The organism is Firmicutes bacterium HGW-Firmicutes-1 (assembly GCA_002841625.1).
Lineage (GTDB): Bacteria > Bacillota > Clostridia > Lachnospirales > Vallitaleaceae > HGW-1.
Window position 1 is genome coordinate 146306 of sequence record PHAG01000010.1, and the last position, 14221, is coordinate 160526.

At 34.9% G+C, this 14221-nt stretch carries 14 protein-coding genes; 12 read left to right on the top strand and 2 right to left on the bottom strand.

Going from position 1 to position 14221, the window contains the following annotated elements:
• Positions 1 to 60: 60 nt before the first annotated feature.
• The 9 genes from CVU84_13520 (at position 61) to CVU84_13560 (ending at position 8186) form a co-directional block, all read left to right on the top strand.
• The gene (locus CVU84_13520; protein ID PKM93923.1) at positions 61 to 603 is read left to right on the top strand and encodes a hypothetical protein; all 543 of its coding nucleotides are present in this window, start codon (positions 61 to 63) and stop codon (positions 601 to 603) included.
• A gap of 18 nt (positions 604 to 621) precedes the next feature.
• Positions 622 to 1296, top strand: a complete 675-nt coding sequence (locus tag CVU84_13525) for a hemolysin D (GenBank protein ID PKM93924.1) — start codon at positions 622 to 624, stop codon at positions 1294 to 1296.
• Positions 1297 to 1457: 161 nt separating this feature from the next.
• Positions 1458 to 2483 (top strand): LacI family transcriptional regulator, encoded by a 1026-nt coding sequence (locus tag CVU84_13530; protein PKM93925.1) that lies wholly within the window; start codon positions 1458 to 1460, stop codon positions 2481 to 2483.
• A gap of 145 nt (positions 2484 to 2628) precedes the next feature.
• The gene (gene deoC, locus CVU84_13535; protein PKM93926.1) at positions 2629 to 3276 is read left to right on the top strand and encodes a deoxyribose-phosphate aldolase; all 648 of its coding nucleotides are present in this window, start codon (positions 2629 to 2631) and stop codon (positions 3274 to 3276) included.
• 42 nt (positions 3277 to 3318) lie between these two features.
• On the top strand, positions 3319 to 4242 hold the full coding sequence (gene rbsK / locus CVU84_13540; GenBank protein ID PKM93927.1) for a ribokinase: 924 nt from the start codon (positions 3319 to 3321) through the stop codon (positions 4240 to 4242).
• Positions 4243 to 4271: 29 nt separating this feature from the next.
• A complete protein-coding gene (locus CVU84_13545) occupies positions 4272 to 4670 on the top strand; it encodes a D-ribose pyranase (GenBank protein PKM93928.1) in 399 nt (132 codons plus the stop codon).
• A gap of 21 nt (positions 4671 to 4691) precedes the next feature.
• Positions 4692 to 6197, top strand: a complete 1506-nt coding sequence (locus CVU84_13550; GenBank protein PKM93929.1) for a D-xylose ABC transporter ATP-binding protein — start codon at positions 4692 to 4694, stop codon at positions 6195 to 6197.
• Positions 6190 to 7155, top strand: coding sequence for a ribose ABC transporter permease (locus tag CVU84_13555; GenBank protein PKM93930.1), 966 nt, complete (start codon positions 6190 to 6192; stop codon positions 7153 to 7155). Before CVU84_13550 ends, CVU84_13555 begins: the two co-directional genes overlap by 8 nt.
• A gap of 38 nt (positions 7156 to 7193) precedes the next feature.
• Entirely contained in the window at positions 7194 to 8186 is a 993-nt protein-coding gene (locus CVU84_13560) for a D-ribose ABC transporter substrate-binding protein (GenBank protein ID PKM93931.1), read from the top strand.
• Positions 8187 to 8309: 123 nt separating this feature from the next.
• Here CVU84_13560 and CVU84_13565 read toward each other — a convergent pair whose 3' ends face one another.
• Complete coding sequence (locus tag CVU84_13565) at positions 8310 to 9635, bottom strand: PTS galactitol transporter subunit IIC (protein ID PKM93932.1); 1326 nt, start codon at positions 9633 to 9635, stop codon at positions 8310 to 8312.
• A 111-nt stretch (positions 9636 to 9746) separates the two neighbouring features.
• Complete coding sequence (locus CVU84_13570) at positions 9747 to 10775, bottom strand: LacI family transcriptional regulator (GenBank protein ID PKM93933.1); 1029 nt, start codon at positions 10773 to 10775, stop codon at positions 9747 to 9749.
• Positions 10776 to 11012: 237 nt separating this feature from the next.
• On the opposite strand from CVU84_13570, the gene CVU84_13575 reads away from it, so the two are divergent.
• From CVU84_13575 to CVU84_13585, 3 genes are all read left to right on the top strand, one after another.
• Positions 11013 to 12395 carry a hypothetical protein gene (locus CVU84_13575; protein ID PKM93934.1) on the top strand — a complete coding sequence of 461 codons (1383 nt, stop codon included), beginning with the start codon at positions 11013 to 11015 and terminating at the stop codon, positions 12393 to 12395.
• Positions 12396 to 12512: 117 nt separating this feature from the next.
• Complete coding sequence (locus CVU84_13580) at positions 12513 to 13379, top strand: ABC transporter permease (protein PKM93935.1); 867 nt, start codon at positions 12513 to 12515, stop codon at positions 13377 to 13379.
• The gene (locus CVU84_13585; GenBank protein PKM93936.1) at positions 13379 to 14209 is read left to right on the top strand and encodes a hypothetical protein; all 831 of its coding nucleotides are present in this window, start codon (positions 13379 to 13381) and stop codon (positions 14207 to 14209) included. The genes CVU84_13580 and CVU84_13585 overlap by 1 nt, the downstream gene beginning before the upstream one ends.
• The last annotated feature ends 12 nt before the right edge of the window (positions 14210 to 14221 follow it).

A 14221-nucleotide genomic window follows, 5' to 3' on the forward strand; every position in this document is an offset into this window, starting at 1 on the left:
GAAGTATATTTATCCATATAATAAGGCTTAAACACATTCTTTAAGACATAGGAGGTTAATATGTCGAAGGAGCAAACGACAACACAGGTATTTACGAAACTAGCCATGAGCGTTGCGATTTTAATTGCAGGTGGATATGCAATATTTAGTGTTGGTGGTTATTTTCCGCTGCCAGGCATAAAATATCTTTTAATGGCTCCTTATTTATCTCTAATAATAGCAGTTGTGATGAAGGCTATAAAAATAAAGTATGTAGTTTTAAAAATGAGCACGGTATTTGCTTTAATCATGTCAGTTATCAATATTTATATGGGACTTGCCATTTTTTTAACTGGCCTATGTACACAAATAGTAACCATGTTGCTTGCTAATTTTCGTTATCAAGTTCAAGTGGGTGCGGCTACATATTCAAGTTTTTCAGTTTGTATAGCGTTGATTGTTTCAAGAGTCTTTATTGGTGGACCTATATTTGAGCGTATTTCACTTTGTTGGATCATATTAGCGGCATTTATTGCTTTTATATTTGGTCTAATAGGCAGTAACCTTGGTAATAAAATAGGAAATAAAGTAAACAAGGCGATGAAGCAATCGAATAACCAATAAAGTAATTTATATAAAGAGGTGTTTATTTTGACGAAGTTAAAGGTACATCAAATAAAGGTAAGAAAGCACTTTACAGTTGGAGAGGAAATAGCTCATGCTATTACTCATGGAGTAGGGGTGCTTCTTGGAATAGCTGCATTGGTATTGTTAGCAATTAAAGGTACACACAGTGGTAGTTTGATATATAGCATTAGCATGGTGCTTTATGCCAGTTCCCTCATTATTCTTTATACAAATTCAATGTTATATCATGCGTTTAAACAAGGTAAAGCAAAGGATGTATTCGAACGGTTTGATCATCTATCCATTTATATTCTAATTGCAGGAAGCTATACTCCTTTATGCTTATTAGCAATAGGTGGAGTAAAGGGTATTATTATATGTTGTATTCAGTGGGCGCTTGCTATTGTAGGAGTTGTTTTTAAGGCGATATGGATTGATCGGTTTGTAAAAATACATGTTATGATCTATTTGTTAATGGGTTGGATGATTATATTTTTTGTGAGTAATATTTTCACAACTATTTCATTTATGGGTATTTTGTTCTTAGTATTAGGCGGATTAGCTTATAGCATTGGGGTATTGTTTTATGTATTCAACTGGTTTAAATATCATCATTTTGTATGGCATTTATTTGTTTTAGCTGGAAGTATATTGCATTTTCTGTCAGTATATCTTTATATTAAGGCTTAAATACTTCCTGTGCACTTTGTACATATTAGTATGCCGTTTTTGGATATATTAACTATTTTGTACAAAAAGGATTTACAAAACAAAAAAACCATGATAATATAATATGTGTAAGCGGTTACATACTTGTTTGCAGATGAACTTAGACAATAAGGGGTACATGAATGAATATAAAAGATATTGCAAATGCAACGGGGGTTTCGTCCGCAACAGTATCTCGAGTAATAAACAATTCGGGTTACGTGAAGGAAGAAACAAAGCAAAAGGTTCTACAAGTAATCAAAGATAATAATTATATACCAAGTGCAATTGCAAGAAGTCTGAGTATTCAAGACACATCAAGTATAGGCGTTATCATACCTGATATCGAGAACCCATTTTTCTCAAGTGTAATTAGAGGTATTAGTGATGTCGCAGAAAAAAACAATTATAACATTTTGTTTTTTGCAACCAATGAAACTCCAATTACAGAACATGCATTTTTAAAAACTGTACAAAGCCAAAGATTAAAAGGTGTTATTATTACTCCTATTTCTGAGTTTGATATGGAGACTAGAGATTATCTAATAAGATTAAATAGTACGGGTATTCCAGTAGTATTGGTAGACCGTAATATCAATGATACAAACTTTGATGGTGTTTTTATTGACAATGTACAAAGTTCATATGAAGGTGTCGAATCCTTAATTCAAGCAGGACATAAAAGAATTGCCATTATCACGGGACCAAGCACTTCAAAGCCAGGTAAAGAACGTTTGCTAGGATATAAAAATGCTATGAAGGCATATGAATTAGATATACCACTAGAATATATTGCACCGGGTGATTTTAAGGTGGCAAAGGCGTATAGTAGAACACAAGAGTTACTAGCTTTATCTAATCCGCCTACAGCAATATTTACATCTAATAACTTAACAACCCTAGGCTGCTTAAAGTATTTAACAGAAAACAAAATTCAAATAGGCAAGGATTTATCTATTATGGGTTTTGATGATATTGATACATTAAAGATCATAGACTTTAAGTTATCTGTTATCGATCGTGATGCGAAACTACAAGGACAAGAAGCAATGAATATCTTGGTACATAGGTTGAAAAATCCCAAGGAATCTGAAGCATCTAAAAGAATAATATTACCTCATACTGTTATTTTGAGGGGTTCTGAGAGGATTGATAAAGATAGATTATAATAAGAATTTTTTTGCATCAATGTGTAACCGGTTACACCGATAACCGATACCATGTAAATCGAAGAAAAAGCACCTAGTTAATGATTCTTTCTATGGATTCATTCCAATTAAGATTCTAATATATGAAAGCTTGGAGGAGAAAATTATGAATATTGCTAGTATGATAGACCACACAGTATTAAAGGCAGATGCAACAGTAGAAACAGTTACTCGTTTGTGTGAAGAAGCTAAAGAATATGGGTTTGCTTCTGTATGTGTTAATTCTTGCCACGTAAAGTTAGTATCGAAACTTTTATCAGGTAGTATTTCAAAAACCTGTTGTGTAGTAGGCTTTCCCTTAGGTGCAATGTTATCTACAGCCAAAGCATTTGAAACGGCAGAAGCCATAAGGCTAGGTGCAGAAGAAATTGATACTGTAATCAATATCGGTGCAGTAAAAGATGGAGACTATGAGCTTGTATATGAAGACATCAAAGCTGTAGTAGTTGCAGCCGATAAAAAGGCAATCGTTAAAGTAATCATCGAAACTTGTCTATTAACAGATGAAGAAAAAGTAAAAGTATGCGAATTATGTGTTAAAGCAGGAGCAGATTTTGTAAAAACATCAACTGGATTTAGTGCTGGAGGCGCAACAGCAGCAGACGTAGCTTTAATGAAAAAGACGGTAGAGGGTAAAGCCTTGGTGAAAGCAAGTGGTGGTGTTAGAACTGTAGAAGATATGAAGGCTGTAATAGCAGCCGGAGCAGATAGAATTGGAACAAGTAACGGCATAGGTCTTGTTACTGGCAAGTAAGATTAAGATAAAATATATAGTAGATTGAATATGGAGGAAAATATGGTTAAAAAAATAACTGTTTTTGGAAGCTTTGTAGTTGACTTAATGGCAAGAACACCACATTTACCAGTACCGGGTGAAACGGTAAAGGGTAGTATGTTTAAAATGGGTCCTGGGGGTAAGGGTTTTAATCAAGGAGTTGCAGCGCATAAGGCTGGGGCGCACGTAACAATGATTACTAAGTTAGGAAAAGATACTTTTGCAAATGTTGCATTAGATGCAATGAAAGAATTAAATATGGATACAAGTAAGGTATTTATAACTGAAAAAACAGAAACAGGATCAGCCTTAATTTTAGTAGATGAAAACACCAGTCAAAATGAAATCGTAGTAGTTTTAGGTGCTTGTAATACCATAAGTGACGAAGAGGTAGAATCTATTTCGGATATAGTAAAAGCATCAGAATACTTATTGACACAATTAGAAACGAACACTTCTGCAATAGATAAGATAATAGATATAGCCTATCAAAACGGGGTAAAGGTAATATTAAATACAGCACCGATACAACCAATAAGCGATGATATTTTAGGCAAAGTTGATTTGATTACACCAAATGAAGTAGAGGCGGAAATTTTAACAGGAATATGTATCGATAACGAAGAAAACGCTAAGAAAGCGGCAGAGTGGTTTTTTTCTAAAGGCGTAAAAAATGTGTTGATTACATTAGGAGGAAGAGGCGTTTTTATTGCTACGGATGAAAAACAAGCAATTATTCCGGCTTATAAAGTAGATGCAATTGATACGACTGGCGCGGGAGATGCTTTCAACGGTGGATTGGTTGCTGCATTGGCTGAAGGAAAAGATTTATGGCAAGCAGCGAGTTTTGCAAATGCACTTGCTGCAATAGCGGTTCAAAGACTAGGCACAACGCCAGCGATGCCAACAAGAGAGGAAATTGATGAGTTTATTGCTACACACTAGAATACATAAGAGATCAGGAGGAATGAGATATGCTTAAGACAGGAATTCTCCATCCACAATTGGCAAGAATTATGGCAGAGATTAGACATATGGATACATTAGTTATTGCAGATGCGGGGTTACCAATCCCAAATGGAGTTGAAAGAGTAGATTTAGGATGGAAAGAAGGCAATCCAGCGTATTTAGATGTTTTAGAAGAAATATTGAAGTATATGGTTGTAGAAAAGGCTACCTTTGCTACTGAGGCAAAAACGGTAAGCCCAACCTTCCATAAGAAAGCTTTAGACTTATTGCCAGAAGGTTTACCCGTTGATTATATAACTCATATTGAACTAAAAGAACAAAGTAAAAATTCAAAAGTGATTATTTTGACTGGTGAATTCACACCATATACGAATGTAATTTTAGTTGCAGGATGTGCATATTAATTCTAATTAGGGGTGAAGAAAATGCAGGATAAAGAACTTATACTTAAATTAGATTCCATTGTAAAAGTGTTCCCTGGGGTAAAAGCATTAGATGGTGTTCATTTAGATGTAAGACCAGGTGAAGTTCATGCTTTGTGTGGAGAAAATGGTGCTGGAAAGTCAACTTTAATGAAGATTATTTCAGGTTCCCAACCTTACTCATCAGGTAAAATGTTTATGGAAGGCGAAGAGGTTGTATTCCACTCAACAAAAGATGCGGAGCTCAGGGGAATTTCAATGATTTATCAAGAATTCAATATGGTAAGAGATTTATCAGTTGCTGAGAATATGTATTTAGGAAGATTACCAACTAACAGAACAGGTAAGGTGGATTGGAAGAAATTATATCAGAATTCCCAAGAAGTATTAGATAAGTTAGGGCTCAAGTTTAGTTGCAAAACAAAAGTTAGAAGTCTATCTGTTGCTGAATCACAAATGACAGAGATTGCAAAATGCCTAACTATTGGAGCTAAAGTTATCATAATGGATGAACCAACAGCTGCTTTAACGGATGAAGAAATAAAAGTATTATTTGAGATAATTGATGATTTGAAAAAGAAAAATATTGCGATCTTATATATTTCTCACCGTATGGATGAAATCTTCAAGATTTCAGATAGACTTACTGTTTTCAGAGATGGTAAATATATTGCCACTAAGAATATAGAGGATACGGATTATGATGATGTCGTATCAATGATGGTGGGACGAAGTGTTACGAATCTTTATCCAGAACGTAATTATGAACCCCAGGAAGTTATTTTCGAATTGCAAAACATAAACAGCAAGGGTATCCATAATGTAAATTTGAAGCTTTATAAGGGTGAAATCTTAGGAATTGCAGGATTATTAGGTTCAGGAACGATTGAGTTATCAAAGGTAATATATGGAGCCCTACCATTAATTAGCGGAAGCATTTTAATTGGTGGAGAAAAAAAGGATTGTTCTACACCTATTAAAGCGTTAGCGGCAGGAATTGGATTTATATCTGATGATAGAAAGCAAGAAGGCTTGGTTCTTATCAGGAGCATCAAAGAAAATATTTCAATGAGTTCATTAAAGAAGCTAACAAAAGGAATTCAATTAGATAAAAAGCTAGAGTTGCAATGTGTTAATGAACATGTGAAGCAGTTAAACATTAAAGTTAGTAATGTGCAACAAAATGCAGGAAATCTAAGTGGGGGTAATCAGCAAAAGGTGGTATTTGCCAAAATGCTGGAAGCAAATCCTACCATATGTATCTTAGATGAGCCAACTAGAGGGGTTGATGTTGGTGCTAAAGCGGAAATATACGCTATTATGGATCAATTAACGAAAAAAGGAAAAAGTATAATACTAATATCGTCCGACTTACCAGAACTCATTGGCATGAGTGATAGAGTTCTTATTATGAGAGAAGGGGAAATAATAATGAAGGTTTTGAAATCTGAGGCAAATCAAGAGATTATATTAGCCCATGCTTCTGGAGGTGTTAGCTTAAATGAATAACAATATAAAGAAAAAATTGATATTTCAGGTGAACGTATTTAGATCAGTTTTAATCCTATTAACGATTTGTGTATTTGCGGCATTTTTATCGCCAGATTTTTTAAGCTCATCAAACTTATTTAATGTTTTTAAACAAATTGCAGTTGCAGGCATAGTTGGCTGTGGTATGACCTTTGTTATTCTTACTGGGGGTATTGACTTGTCGGTTGGTTCTATAGTAGGACTAGCGGGTGTACTCTCAGCAGGGGTATTAGCTACAACAGGTAACCCAATCTTAGCAGTTTTAACAGCACTTGGAATTGGTTTGCTTTGCGGAGGAATTAATGGGCTTTTTGTAGCACACTTTGAAATTCCACCCTTTATTGCAACCTTAGGTATGATGACCTTGTTAAGAGGCTGTGTATTAGTCTATACAAAAGGATCCCCAATTCCAGTTAAAATAGATTCTTATAAGTTCATTGGAAAGGGCAGCTTATTAGGAATTCCTGTTCCAATCATTATTCTGATTTTATTATTTGTTTTAGCACATTACATATTAACACAAACTGCCTTTGGACGAAGTGTATATGCTTTTGGCGGGAATAAAGAAGCGGCTCGTCTATCTGGTATTGCAATTAAGAAAACAGAATGGATGGTATATGTTATTAATGGGTTATTATGTGGAGTAGCAGCGATTGTATTAACTGCAAGACTTGGTTCTGCACAATCAACGAGCGGTGGAGGCATTGAAATGGATGCCATTGCAGCTGTAATTTTAGGCGGGACAAGCCTAAGTGGTGGTACAGGCTTCGTTCTTCCAACAGTTGTAGGTGCTATGATTATGGGAATTATCGACAATATTTTAACGTTGATGAATGTGAATCCACATGCAACTAATATCGTAAAAGGTGCAGTAATCCTCATTGCAGTATTGGTTGACAAAAAAGTAAAAGATTTATCTGCAAAAGCAGAACAATAAATCTCAATATGAGAAAATTAAAAAGGAAGGTATCTATTATGAAAAAAATGAAATTAATCGCAACTTTATTAACAATGACTTTTGTGGCATCAGTATTTTTTACTGGCTGTGGTACTAAAACTGAGACAGCAGCTCCAGAAGGAACAGAAACATCAACAGATACAGCAGGAGATACAAAAGATGGATATGTAATTGGTCTATCAATGAATACACAAACAAATCCATTCTTTGTAGATGTAAAAGATGGAGTACAAAAGGCTGCAGATGAGCATGGAATCGAACTTTTTATTACAGATGCTCAAGATGATCCGGCAATACAAATGAAGGATATTGAAAATTTAATCACTAAGAACCCTGATGCTATTATCATTGATACTTGTGATTCAGATGCTATTGTTGCAGCAGTAGAAGCTTGTAATGACGCGGGAATCCCAGTATTTACAATGGATCGCCAAGCAAATGGAGGAGTTGTTATTGCTCATATTGGTTACGATGCAATTAAATCTGGTAAAATTGCTGGACAATATCTTGTTGATTCCTTAAAAGGAAAAGGTAAGATTGTAGAATTACAAGGTATCATGGGTACGAATGTTGCTCAAAATAGATCTGCTGGTTTTAATGAAATTATTTCAGCTAACGCAGGGATGGAAATAGTAGCAACTCAAGTAGCAGATTTTGATAGAGCAAAAGCGATGAGTGTAATGGAAAATATTTTGCAAGCAAATAAAGAAATTGATGGTCTTTATGCAGCAAATGATGAAATGCTATTAGGTGCATTAGAAGCGATCGAAGCAGCAGGTAGATTAGACGAAATTACGATGATAGGCTGTGATGCTATCGATGATACACTTGAAGTAATCAAATCTGGTAAGGTTGAAGCAACAATCGCTGAACCACCATTCTTCTTAGGAAAAGCAATCTTAAATACTGCATTTGATTATCTTGAAGGTAAAACAGTAGAAGCTACAATTGTTCTTGATAACAGCCTTGTTACGAAAGATAATGTAGATACATTAGTTACTAAAGAATAATTCATTTATACCTTTAACATTTCTTGAAACCCTCCCAATATACGTTCAGCGGGCCCTTGAGGCCCGCTGATTTTTTTTGTTAATTATAAGTTTTGAATAAGCTTAACAGTCATTCTTCTTGTCTTAGGCTTTCCTAGTCATTTTCCAAGTAACAAACATCAGGATAACGCCAAAAGGAATCAGCATTAAGCTAACGGGGTTCATAGAAGCGATGCCTACCATCCATGCTCTAAAGAAATTACCACCATCTAAGAAGCTAGTAAAAGTGCCTGTATATTCAGCCATTTGATAACCTGAATCAGCAGCCATTTTTGTATAAAAGGAAGCAAAACCTGATGCAACATAAAGGCTAGCAATGATTACTGGAATACCAAGTATAAAAGAACGGATAATATTCCCGTTTGTAGCCAGGCAAATAAAGGCAAGAGGTACCATCAAGGCGGTTAAATCTCCAAGAGGAATAAAGTTAATACCAGGAAGTAAAAAGGCGAGAAGTAATGCAACTGGAATGAGTAATAGAGCGGTAACTACTATGGAGGGTGAACCGAAAAGCACAGCCACATCAAGTCCCATATAGGTTTCTCCCATAGAGGGAAAGGTTTTTCGAATAAAGATTTTCATTCCCTCAGAAACAGGTATTAAAGCGCCGCCCAATATTCCGCACATAATAGGCAATATGTAAATTACTGCAGCAAAATTAATTGCAATTTCTGTTATACTTCTTAAATTATAACCAGCACCAATAGATAAGCCTGCTCCCAAAATCAAACCAAGTAGCATCGGTTCACCAAAGAAGCCAAGTTTTTTCTTAAGGACGTCAGGGTTAGCATTTATGTTATTAAACCGTGGAATCTGATTCATAAGCTTATTTCCAATGAGTGCAAATGGAAAGTATGCTGCTCCAGCCAAATGAGGAATACAAATACCTTCCATATCCATCATATCGTTTACCATTGGAGCACTCCATTCTGATAGCTTCAGGAGTATGATAAAGATGATTATAGACATGAAAATTGTGATTACAGGGTTATGAGTTACCTGAAAAACCATAGCGCCTGCTAAGATAACGTGCCAATAATTCCAAATATCAATATTTACTGTTTTGGTAAGCTTTAGTACCAACAGTAAGACATTCGTCACCATAAAAATGACAAGTAGTGCAGGTGCTAATGGGAAGGCCCAAGCTATTGCTGCAAGAGGCGGCCAGCCTGCATCAAGTACATTGTAATGAAGTCCAGTACGTTCTATGAGAGCTTGAACTACAGGACTAATCACCATAACAAAGTAATCAAAGGTCATAAAAATTCCAACAAATCCAATACCTATAGTAAGAGCAGATTTTATCGCTACGGAAAGCTTGATCCTAAAAACCATTGATAAAATAAAAATGATAACTGGCAGTACAACATAAGATTTAAAACTTAGAAAATATAAAACAGCTTCTTTCATGAAAATTCTCCTAAAATAGTAGTCATTTATTCAGCCTTATCTTATTCATTTGATAAAGGAATATACTGTAGATGAGTATTGTTTTATAGCTCGATTACGTAGATTAAAACATCATTCTTTAGAGCTTAAGTCTTTAACACTCTTTCGTATTTTAAGCTCATAGTTTGCGATAAACTTCTTAATACCAGAATCTTCTTTCTCAAGTATCTGAAGCAAAAGTGTAGCAGCTTGCCGTCCTGCTGCGTTGTTATCAGAATGAATGGTCGTTAAAGGCGGATTAAGATATGCTGCGACATCCACATCATCAAAACCTACAATGGAGATATCATCTGGTATCCTATACCCAATTTCTGATAGATAATGCATTGCTCCTAACGCCATAAAGTCAGTAGAGGCAAATACCGCGCTTGGTTTAACTACAGACTGTTCAATTATGGTTTTCATGCCAGTATATCCACTCTCTATTGAAAAATCCCCTTCAGAAACATAAGCAGGATTGATCTGAAGATTATTTAATCGCATAGCTGTTTCAAAACCTTTGCGTCTTTCTTTTCCGGCAGCCGCATCATATTCCGGCAATCCAATATAACCAATTTCTTTATGCCCCATTTGAATCAAATATTCCGTAATATGCTTGGCTGCATGATAATTATCATGTAGAACACAAGGAAAATCTAAGAACTCATTTTCTTGACCTATCATTACAATGGGAATGGGGTATTTCTTTAAAAGATAATAATGTTCCTCTGTAAAGTTTACAGCAAAATATAAAATACCATCTACTCGCTTTTCTTGAAAGACCTTAAAATAATCTAATTCTTCTTTAGAATCAAATCTACTGTTGGCCAACATAATGCTGTATCCTTTACACTTTAGTATGTCTGTAATGGCATTAATCGTACTACCCAGGGAGTTGATATCCAATACTGCCACGGATATAATAACCCCAATGGTATTCGTTTTATGGTTTTGTAATTCTTTAGCCAAAGAGTTAGGGCGGTATCCTGTTTCATTAATAATATCTTCAACCCTCTTCTTAACGGCTTCGCTTACCGGGGTTGTATTATTTATTACTCTAGATACTGTAGCAATGGAAACGCCGGCTCTTCGTGCTACTTCTTTGATGTTCAATATTCTCACTTCTTTCTATGTAAATTTTCATAATCAATTACCTATAATCATACATAAAACGCATCTTAAAGTCAATATAATTAAGGTTAAGCAATTTGCTATAGTAACAATGTCATAAATAATTTCAATTTTGTCTTGACAATCTATTCAAATAGTACTATGATTTGTCTATGAAAAGCTTTACATGGTTTTAGTGACTAGCTTTATCAATGAAAATGAAGCAAACATATCGATGGAGGGAATGAAATGAAGAAATTAATTAGCACGATCCTTATTGCAACTTTAGTAACAGCTCTTTTTGTAGGTTGCAACAAAAAACCAGAATACGATGTTTACATTTGGCAGTCCAAAGGGGAAATGGCGGATGCACTTGATGCTTTGGCTAAAGTTTATGAGACGGAAACAGGAAAAACAGTAAAAGTAATTTCAAACAGAGCTTCTGACGACCATATGGGTCCCCTTAGAGCTGAGATGAACAAAAAAGATATGCCAACAGTGTATTCTATTCAAGGCCAAAGAGAATTAAACGAATGGCTTGGTGGAGGGTTTGTAGCCGATCTAACGGATTGGTCCTTTGCAGATCAAGTTGCATTTGGTCAAGGCGGTATTACTAAAGATGGTAAACTATATGGTATTCCATACAATATTGAAGGCTACGGTTTTGTTTATGACACCCAAATGTTGTTGGATTTAGGTCTTACTGATACGGATATCATAGCATTAAGAGATGGATCCTTTGAAGATTTTCAAGAATTTGTTGTTGCTCTAAATGCTTGGATAAAAGGCGAAACAGTAGCTGGAAAATGGGCTGTAATGAACAACGCAAAAAAAGAAGGAAATCTTAAAAATGTAAATAGCGTTATTGGGTTTCCTGGAAAGGCTGCCTGGGTTTATGGAGATCACCTTGTAAATATACCTTTTGTATATGAATTTGGGAATCAAGCAAATGCACTAGAAGCTAAGACGATTGACTTTACATATGCAAATCAATACAAAGCATTGTTAGATTTACAAATTACGTATTCTAAAGAAGGTTTTACCAACGATTTATTACAACATGATTACGATGAACAAGTAAAAATTAAATTTGGCGGTGGAGAAGTATTCTTTATTCAACAAGGTAACTGGGCTTATGGATCAATCAATGATATTGATGCAGAAAAAGCTGCAAGATTGGCTTTCATCCCATTAAAAGTACCTACAACAGTAGATGGTGTATCAATTCCAGAAAATCATCCAGATTCTATGCCAGTATTTGCGCCTAATTATTGGGCAGTGAATGGAAAGGTATCTGAGGAACTACAAAATGAGGCGAAAGCATTTATTGAGTGGATGTATACAAGTGAAGTAGGGAAAGATTATGTAGTTAATAAATTCAACTTTATACCAGCGGTAAAAGGATTTGAAGATGCTGACTTAGCTTCTATGTATTCCCTTGGTAATTCAGTTCTTGACTACGTGAATAGAGGCAAAGCGCTTGATGGAGTATTTATGGCAATGCCTGCTGGTTGGTCTATGAATGAGCTTGGGAAAAAGCTACAAGGTGCATATTTAACTTCTGGTAAACAAGAAGACTTTGATGAAGCGATTAAACATGCAATACTTAAATGGGAAGAATTAAAGAGATAACGATGGTTCAATAAAACCTTCCTAATAATAGATATATCAATCATTTAAACAGTTACAACATTAAGGTTATGGGCGGCTTAGCTCTATAACCTTAATGTTACAAATAGGAGGCGAACTATGAAACATTTAAGAAAATCCTTCCCGTTTTTTATCGCACCAGCTTTAATCGCCTATATTCTTGTAGTGATTATACCTTTTGGTATGGGCATTGTGTATTCATTTACAGACTGGAAAGGCGCGTATGTATCTGACTGGTGGGTTGGTCTTAAAAATTATGAAATTGCATTAACTGGTGCAGAGTTTCTTTATTCATTAAGATTAACACTTTTATTTACACTTTGTAATGTTATTTTTGTTAATGTATTAGCGTTTACTTTAGCTTTATTGGTTACAAGAGGCTTTAAAGGGAGCAATATTTTTAGAACCACTTTCTTTTTGCCAAATCTTATTGGGGGCTTGATTTTAGGTTACATATGGAAATTTGTCTTTGATGTTATCTTTGATAAAATGCTTTATAATGCAACCTTTATGGAAGGCTTTAGATATTGGCTACAAGATGAAAAAAAGGCCTTTTGGGCACTTGTTATTGTTGCAACATGGCAAATGGCAGGGTATATGATGATTATTTATATTGCAGCTATTCAAAATATTCCTGAAGAATTACTCGAAGCAGCGGATGTGGATGGAGCTAAATTCTTTAAAAAATTGAGACATATTATTATGCCTTTGGTAACCCAAGCGTTTACAGTAACAATTTTCTTAACGTTATCAAATTCCTTTAAACTACTAGATGCCAATCTTTCTTTAACAAATGGAGAGCCGGGCAGAACAACAGAGCTTCTTGCGCTACATATTTTCAAAACAGGTCAAGAGTATGGTCGTTATGGCCTAGCGCAAGCTCAATCCATCATATTCTTTTTCATGATTGCTGTTGTTACATTGGTTCAAGTTTATTTCAGTAAAAAGAAGGAGATTGAATCCTAATGAACAGAAAAAAAATAAGTTTAATTATTATATTTATTGTTACTGCGATATTGGCTTTGCTGTTTGCGTCACCACTTTATTTTATTTTTGTGAACTCCTTTAAGCCAGAATTAGATCCGAACCTGAATGATATATTAACAGAAACCATTAAGCTGCCTTCTACCTGGACACCTAAATATATTATTGAGGGATTTCAAGCGGTTAATTTTACCCAAGCATTTTTTGTATCTTTGCTGATTACCCTAACATCGGTAACTTTGATTATATTAGTTTCTGCTATGGCAGCCTGGGTTCTAGTAAGGGTAAAGACAAAGATGTCAACAGTACTTTTCTTTTTCCTAATAGCATCAATGTTGATACCATTTCAATCACTGATGTTTCCATTGGTTAAGTTTATGTCCATTCTTGGACTAGATAATTTAGCAGGATTGATATTTATGTATATTGGATTTGGTGTAAGTTTATCGACCTTTTTATTTCATGGCTTTATAAAGAATATACCAATATCACTTGAAGAAGCAGCCTATTTAGATGGCTGCAATAGTATCCAGTTATTTGTTTTGGTGATTTTACCGCTATTAAAACCAATCATTGTTACTGCAGCGGTGCTTAATGTAATTTGGATATGGAATGATTTCCTTTTACCATTCCTTATACTCCAAGACATTCAGACAATTCCATTGGCGATGCAAAATTTGTCCAAAACCTATTCTATTAGATGGGATTTATATATGCCAGTAGTATTGTTATCTATTGTTCCTGTTTTGCTTTTCTACTTCTTTGCACAAAAGCACATTATTAAGGGCATAACTGCAGGGGCTAATAAGTAATAGAACTACTAT

Bases quoted from the DNA above. Each gene is read 5' to 3' on its own strand.
- CVU84_13520 (PKM93923.1), top strand. From the start codon at position 61: ATGTCGAAGGAGCAAACGACAACACAGGTATTTACGAAACTAGCCATG.
- CVU84_13530 (PKM93925.1), top strand. From the start codon at position 1,458: ATGAATATAAAAGATATTGCAAATGCAACGGGGGTTTCGTCCGCAACA.
- deoC (PKM93926.1), top strand. From the start codon at position 2,629: ATGAATATTGCTAGTATGATAGACCACACAGTATTAAAGGCAGATGCA.
- rbsK (PKM93927.1), top strand. From the start codon at position 3,319: ATGGTTAAAAAAATAACTGTTTTTGGAAGCTTTGTAGTTGACTTAATG.
- CVU84_13545 (PKM93928.1), top strand. From the start codon at position 4,272: ATGCTTAAGACAGGAATTCTCCATCCACAATTGGCAAGAATTATGGCA.
- CVU84_13550 (PKM93929.1), top strand. From the start codon at position 4,692: ATGCAGGATAAAGAACTTATACTTAAATTAGATTCCATTGTAAAAGTG.
- CVU84_13555 (PKM93930.1), top strand. From the start codon at position 6,190: ATGAATAACAATATAAAGAAAAAATTGATATTTCAGGTGAACGTATTT.
- CVU84_13560 (PKM93931.1), top strand. From the start codon at position 7,194: ATGAAAAAAATGAAATTAATCGCAACTTTATTAACAATGACTTTTGTG.
- CVU84_13565 (PKM93932.1), bottom strand. From the start codon at position 9,635: ATGAAAGAAGCTGTTTTATATTTTCTAAGTTTTAAATCTTATGTTGTA.
- CVU84_13575 (PKM93934.1), top strand. From the start codon at position 11,013: ATGAAGAAATTAATTAGCACGATCCTTATTGCAACTTTAGTAACAGCT.
- CVU84_13580 (PKM93935.1), top strand. From the start codon at position 12,513: ATGAAACATTTAAGAAAATCCTTCCCGTTTTTTATCGCACCAGCTTTA.
- CVU84_13585 (PKM93936.1), top strand. From the start codon at position 13,379: ATGAACAGAAAAAAAATAAGTTTAATTATTATATTTATTGTTACTGCG.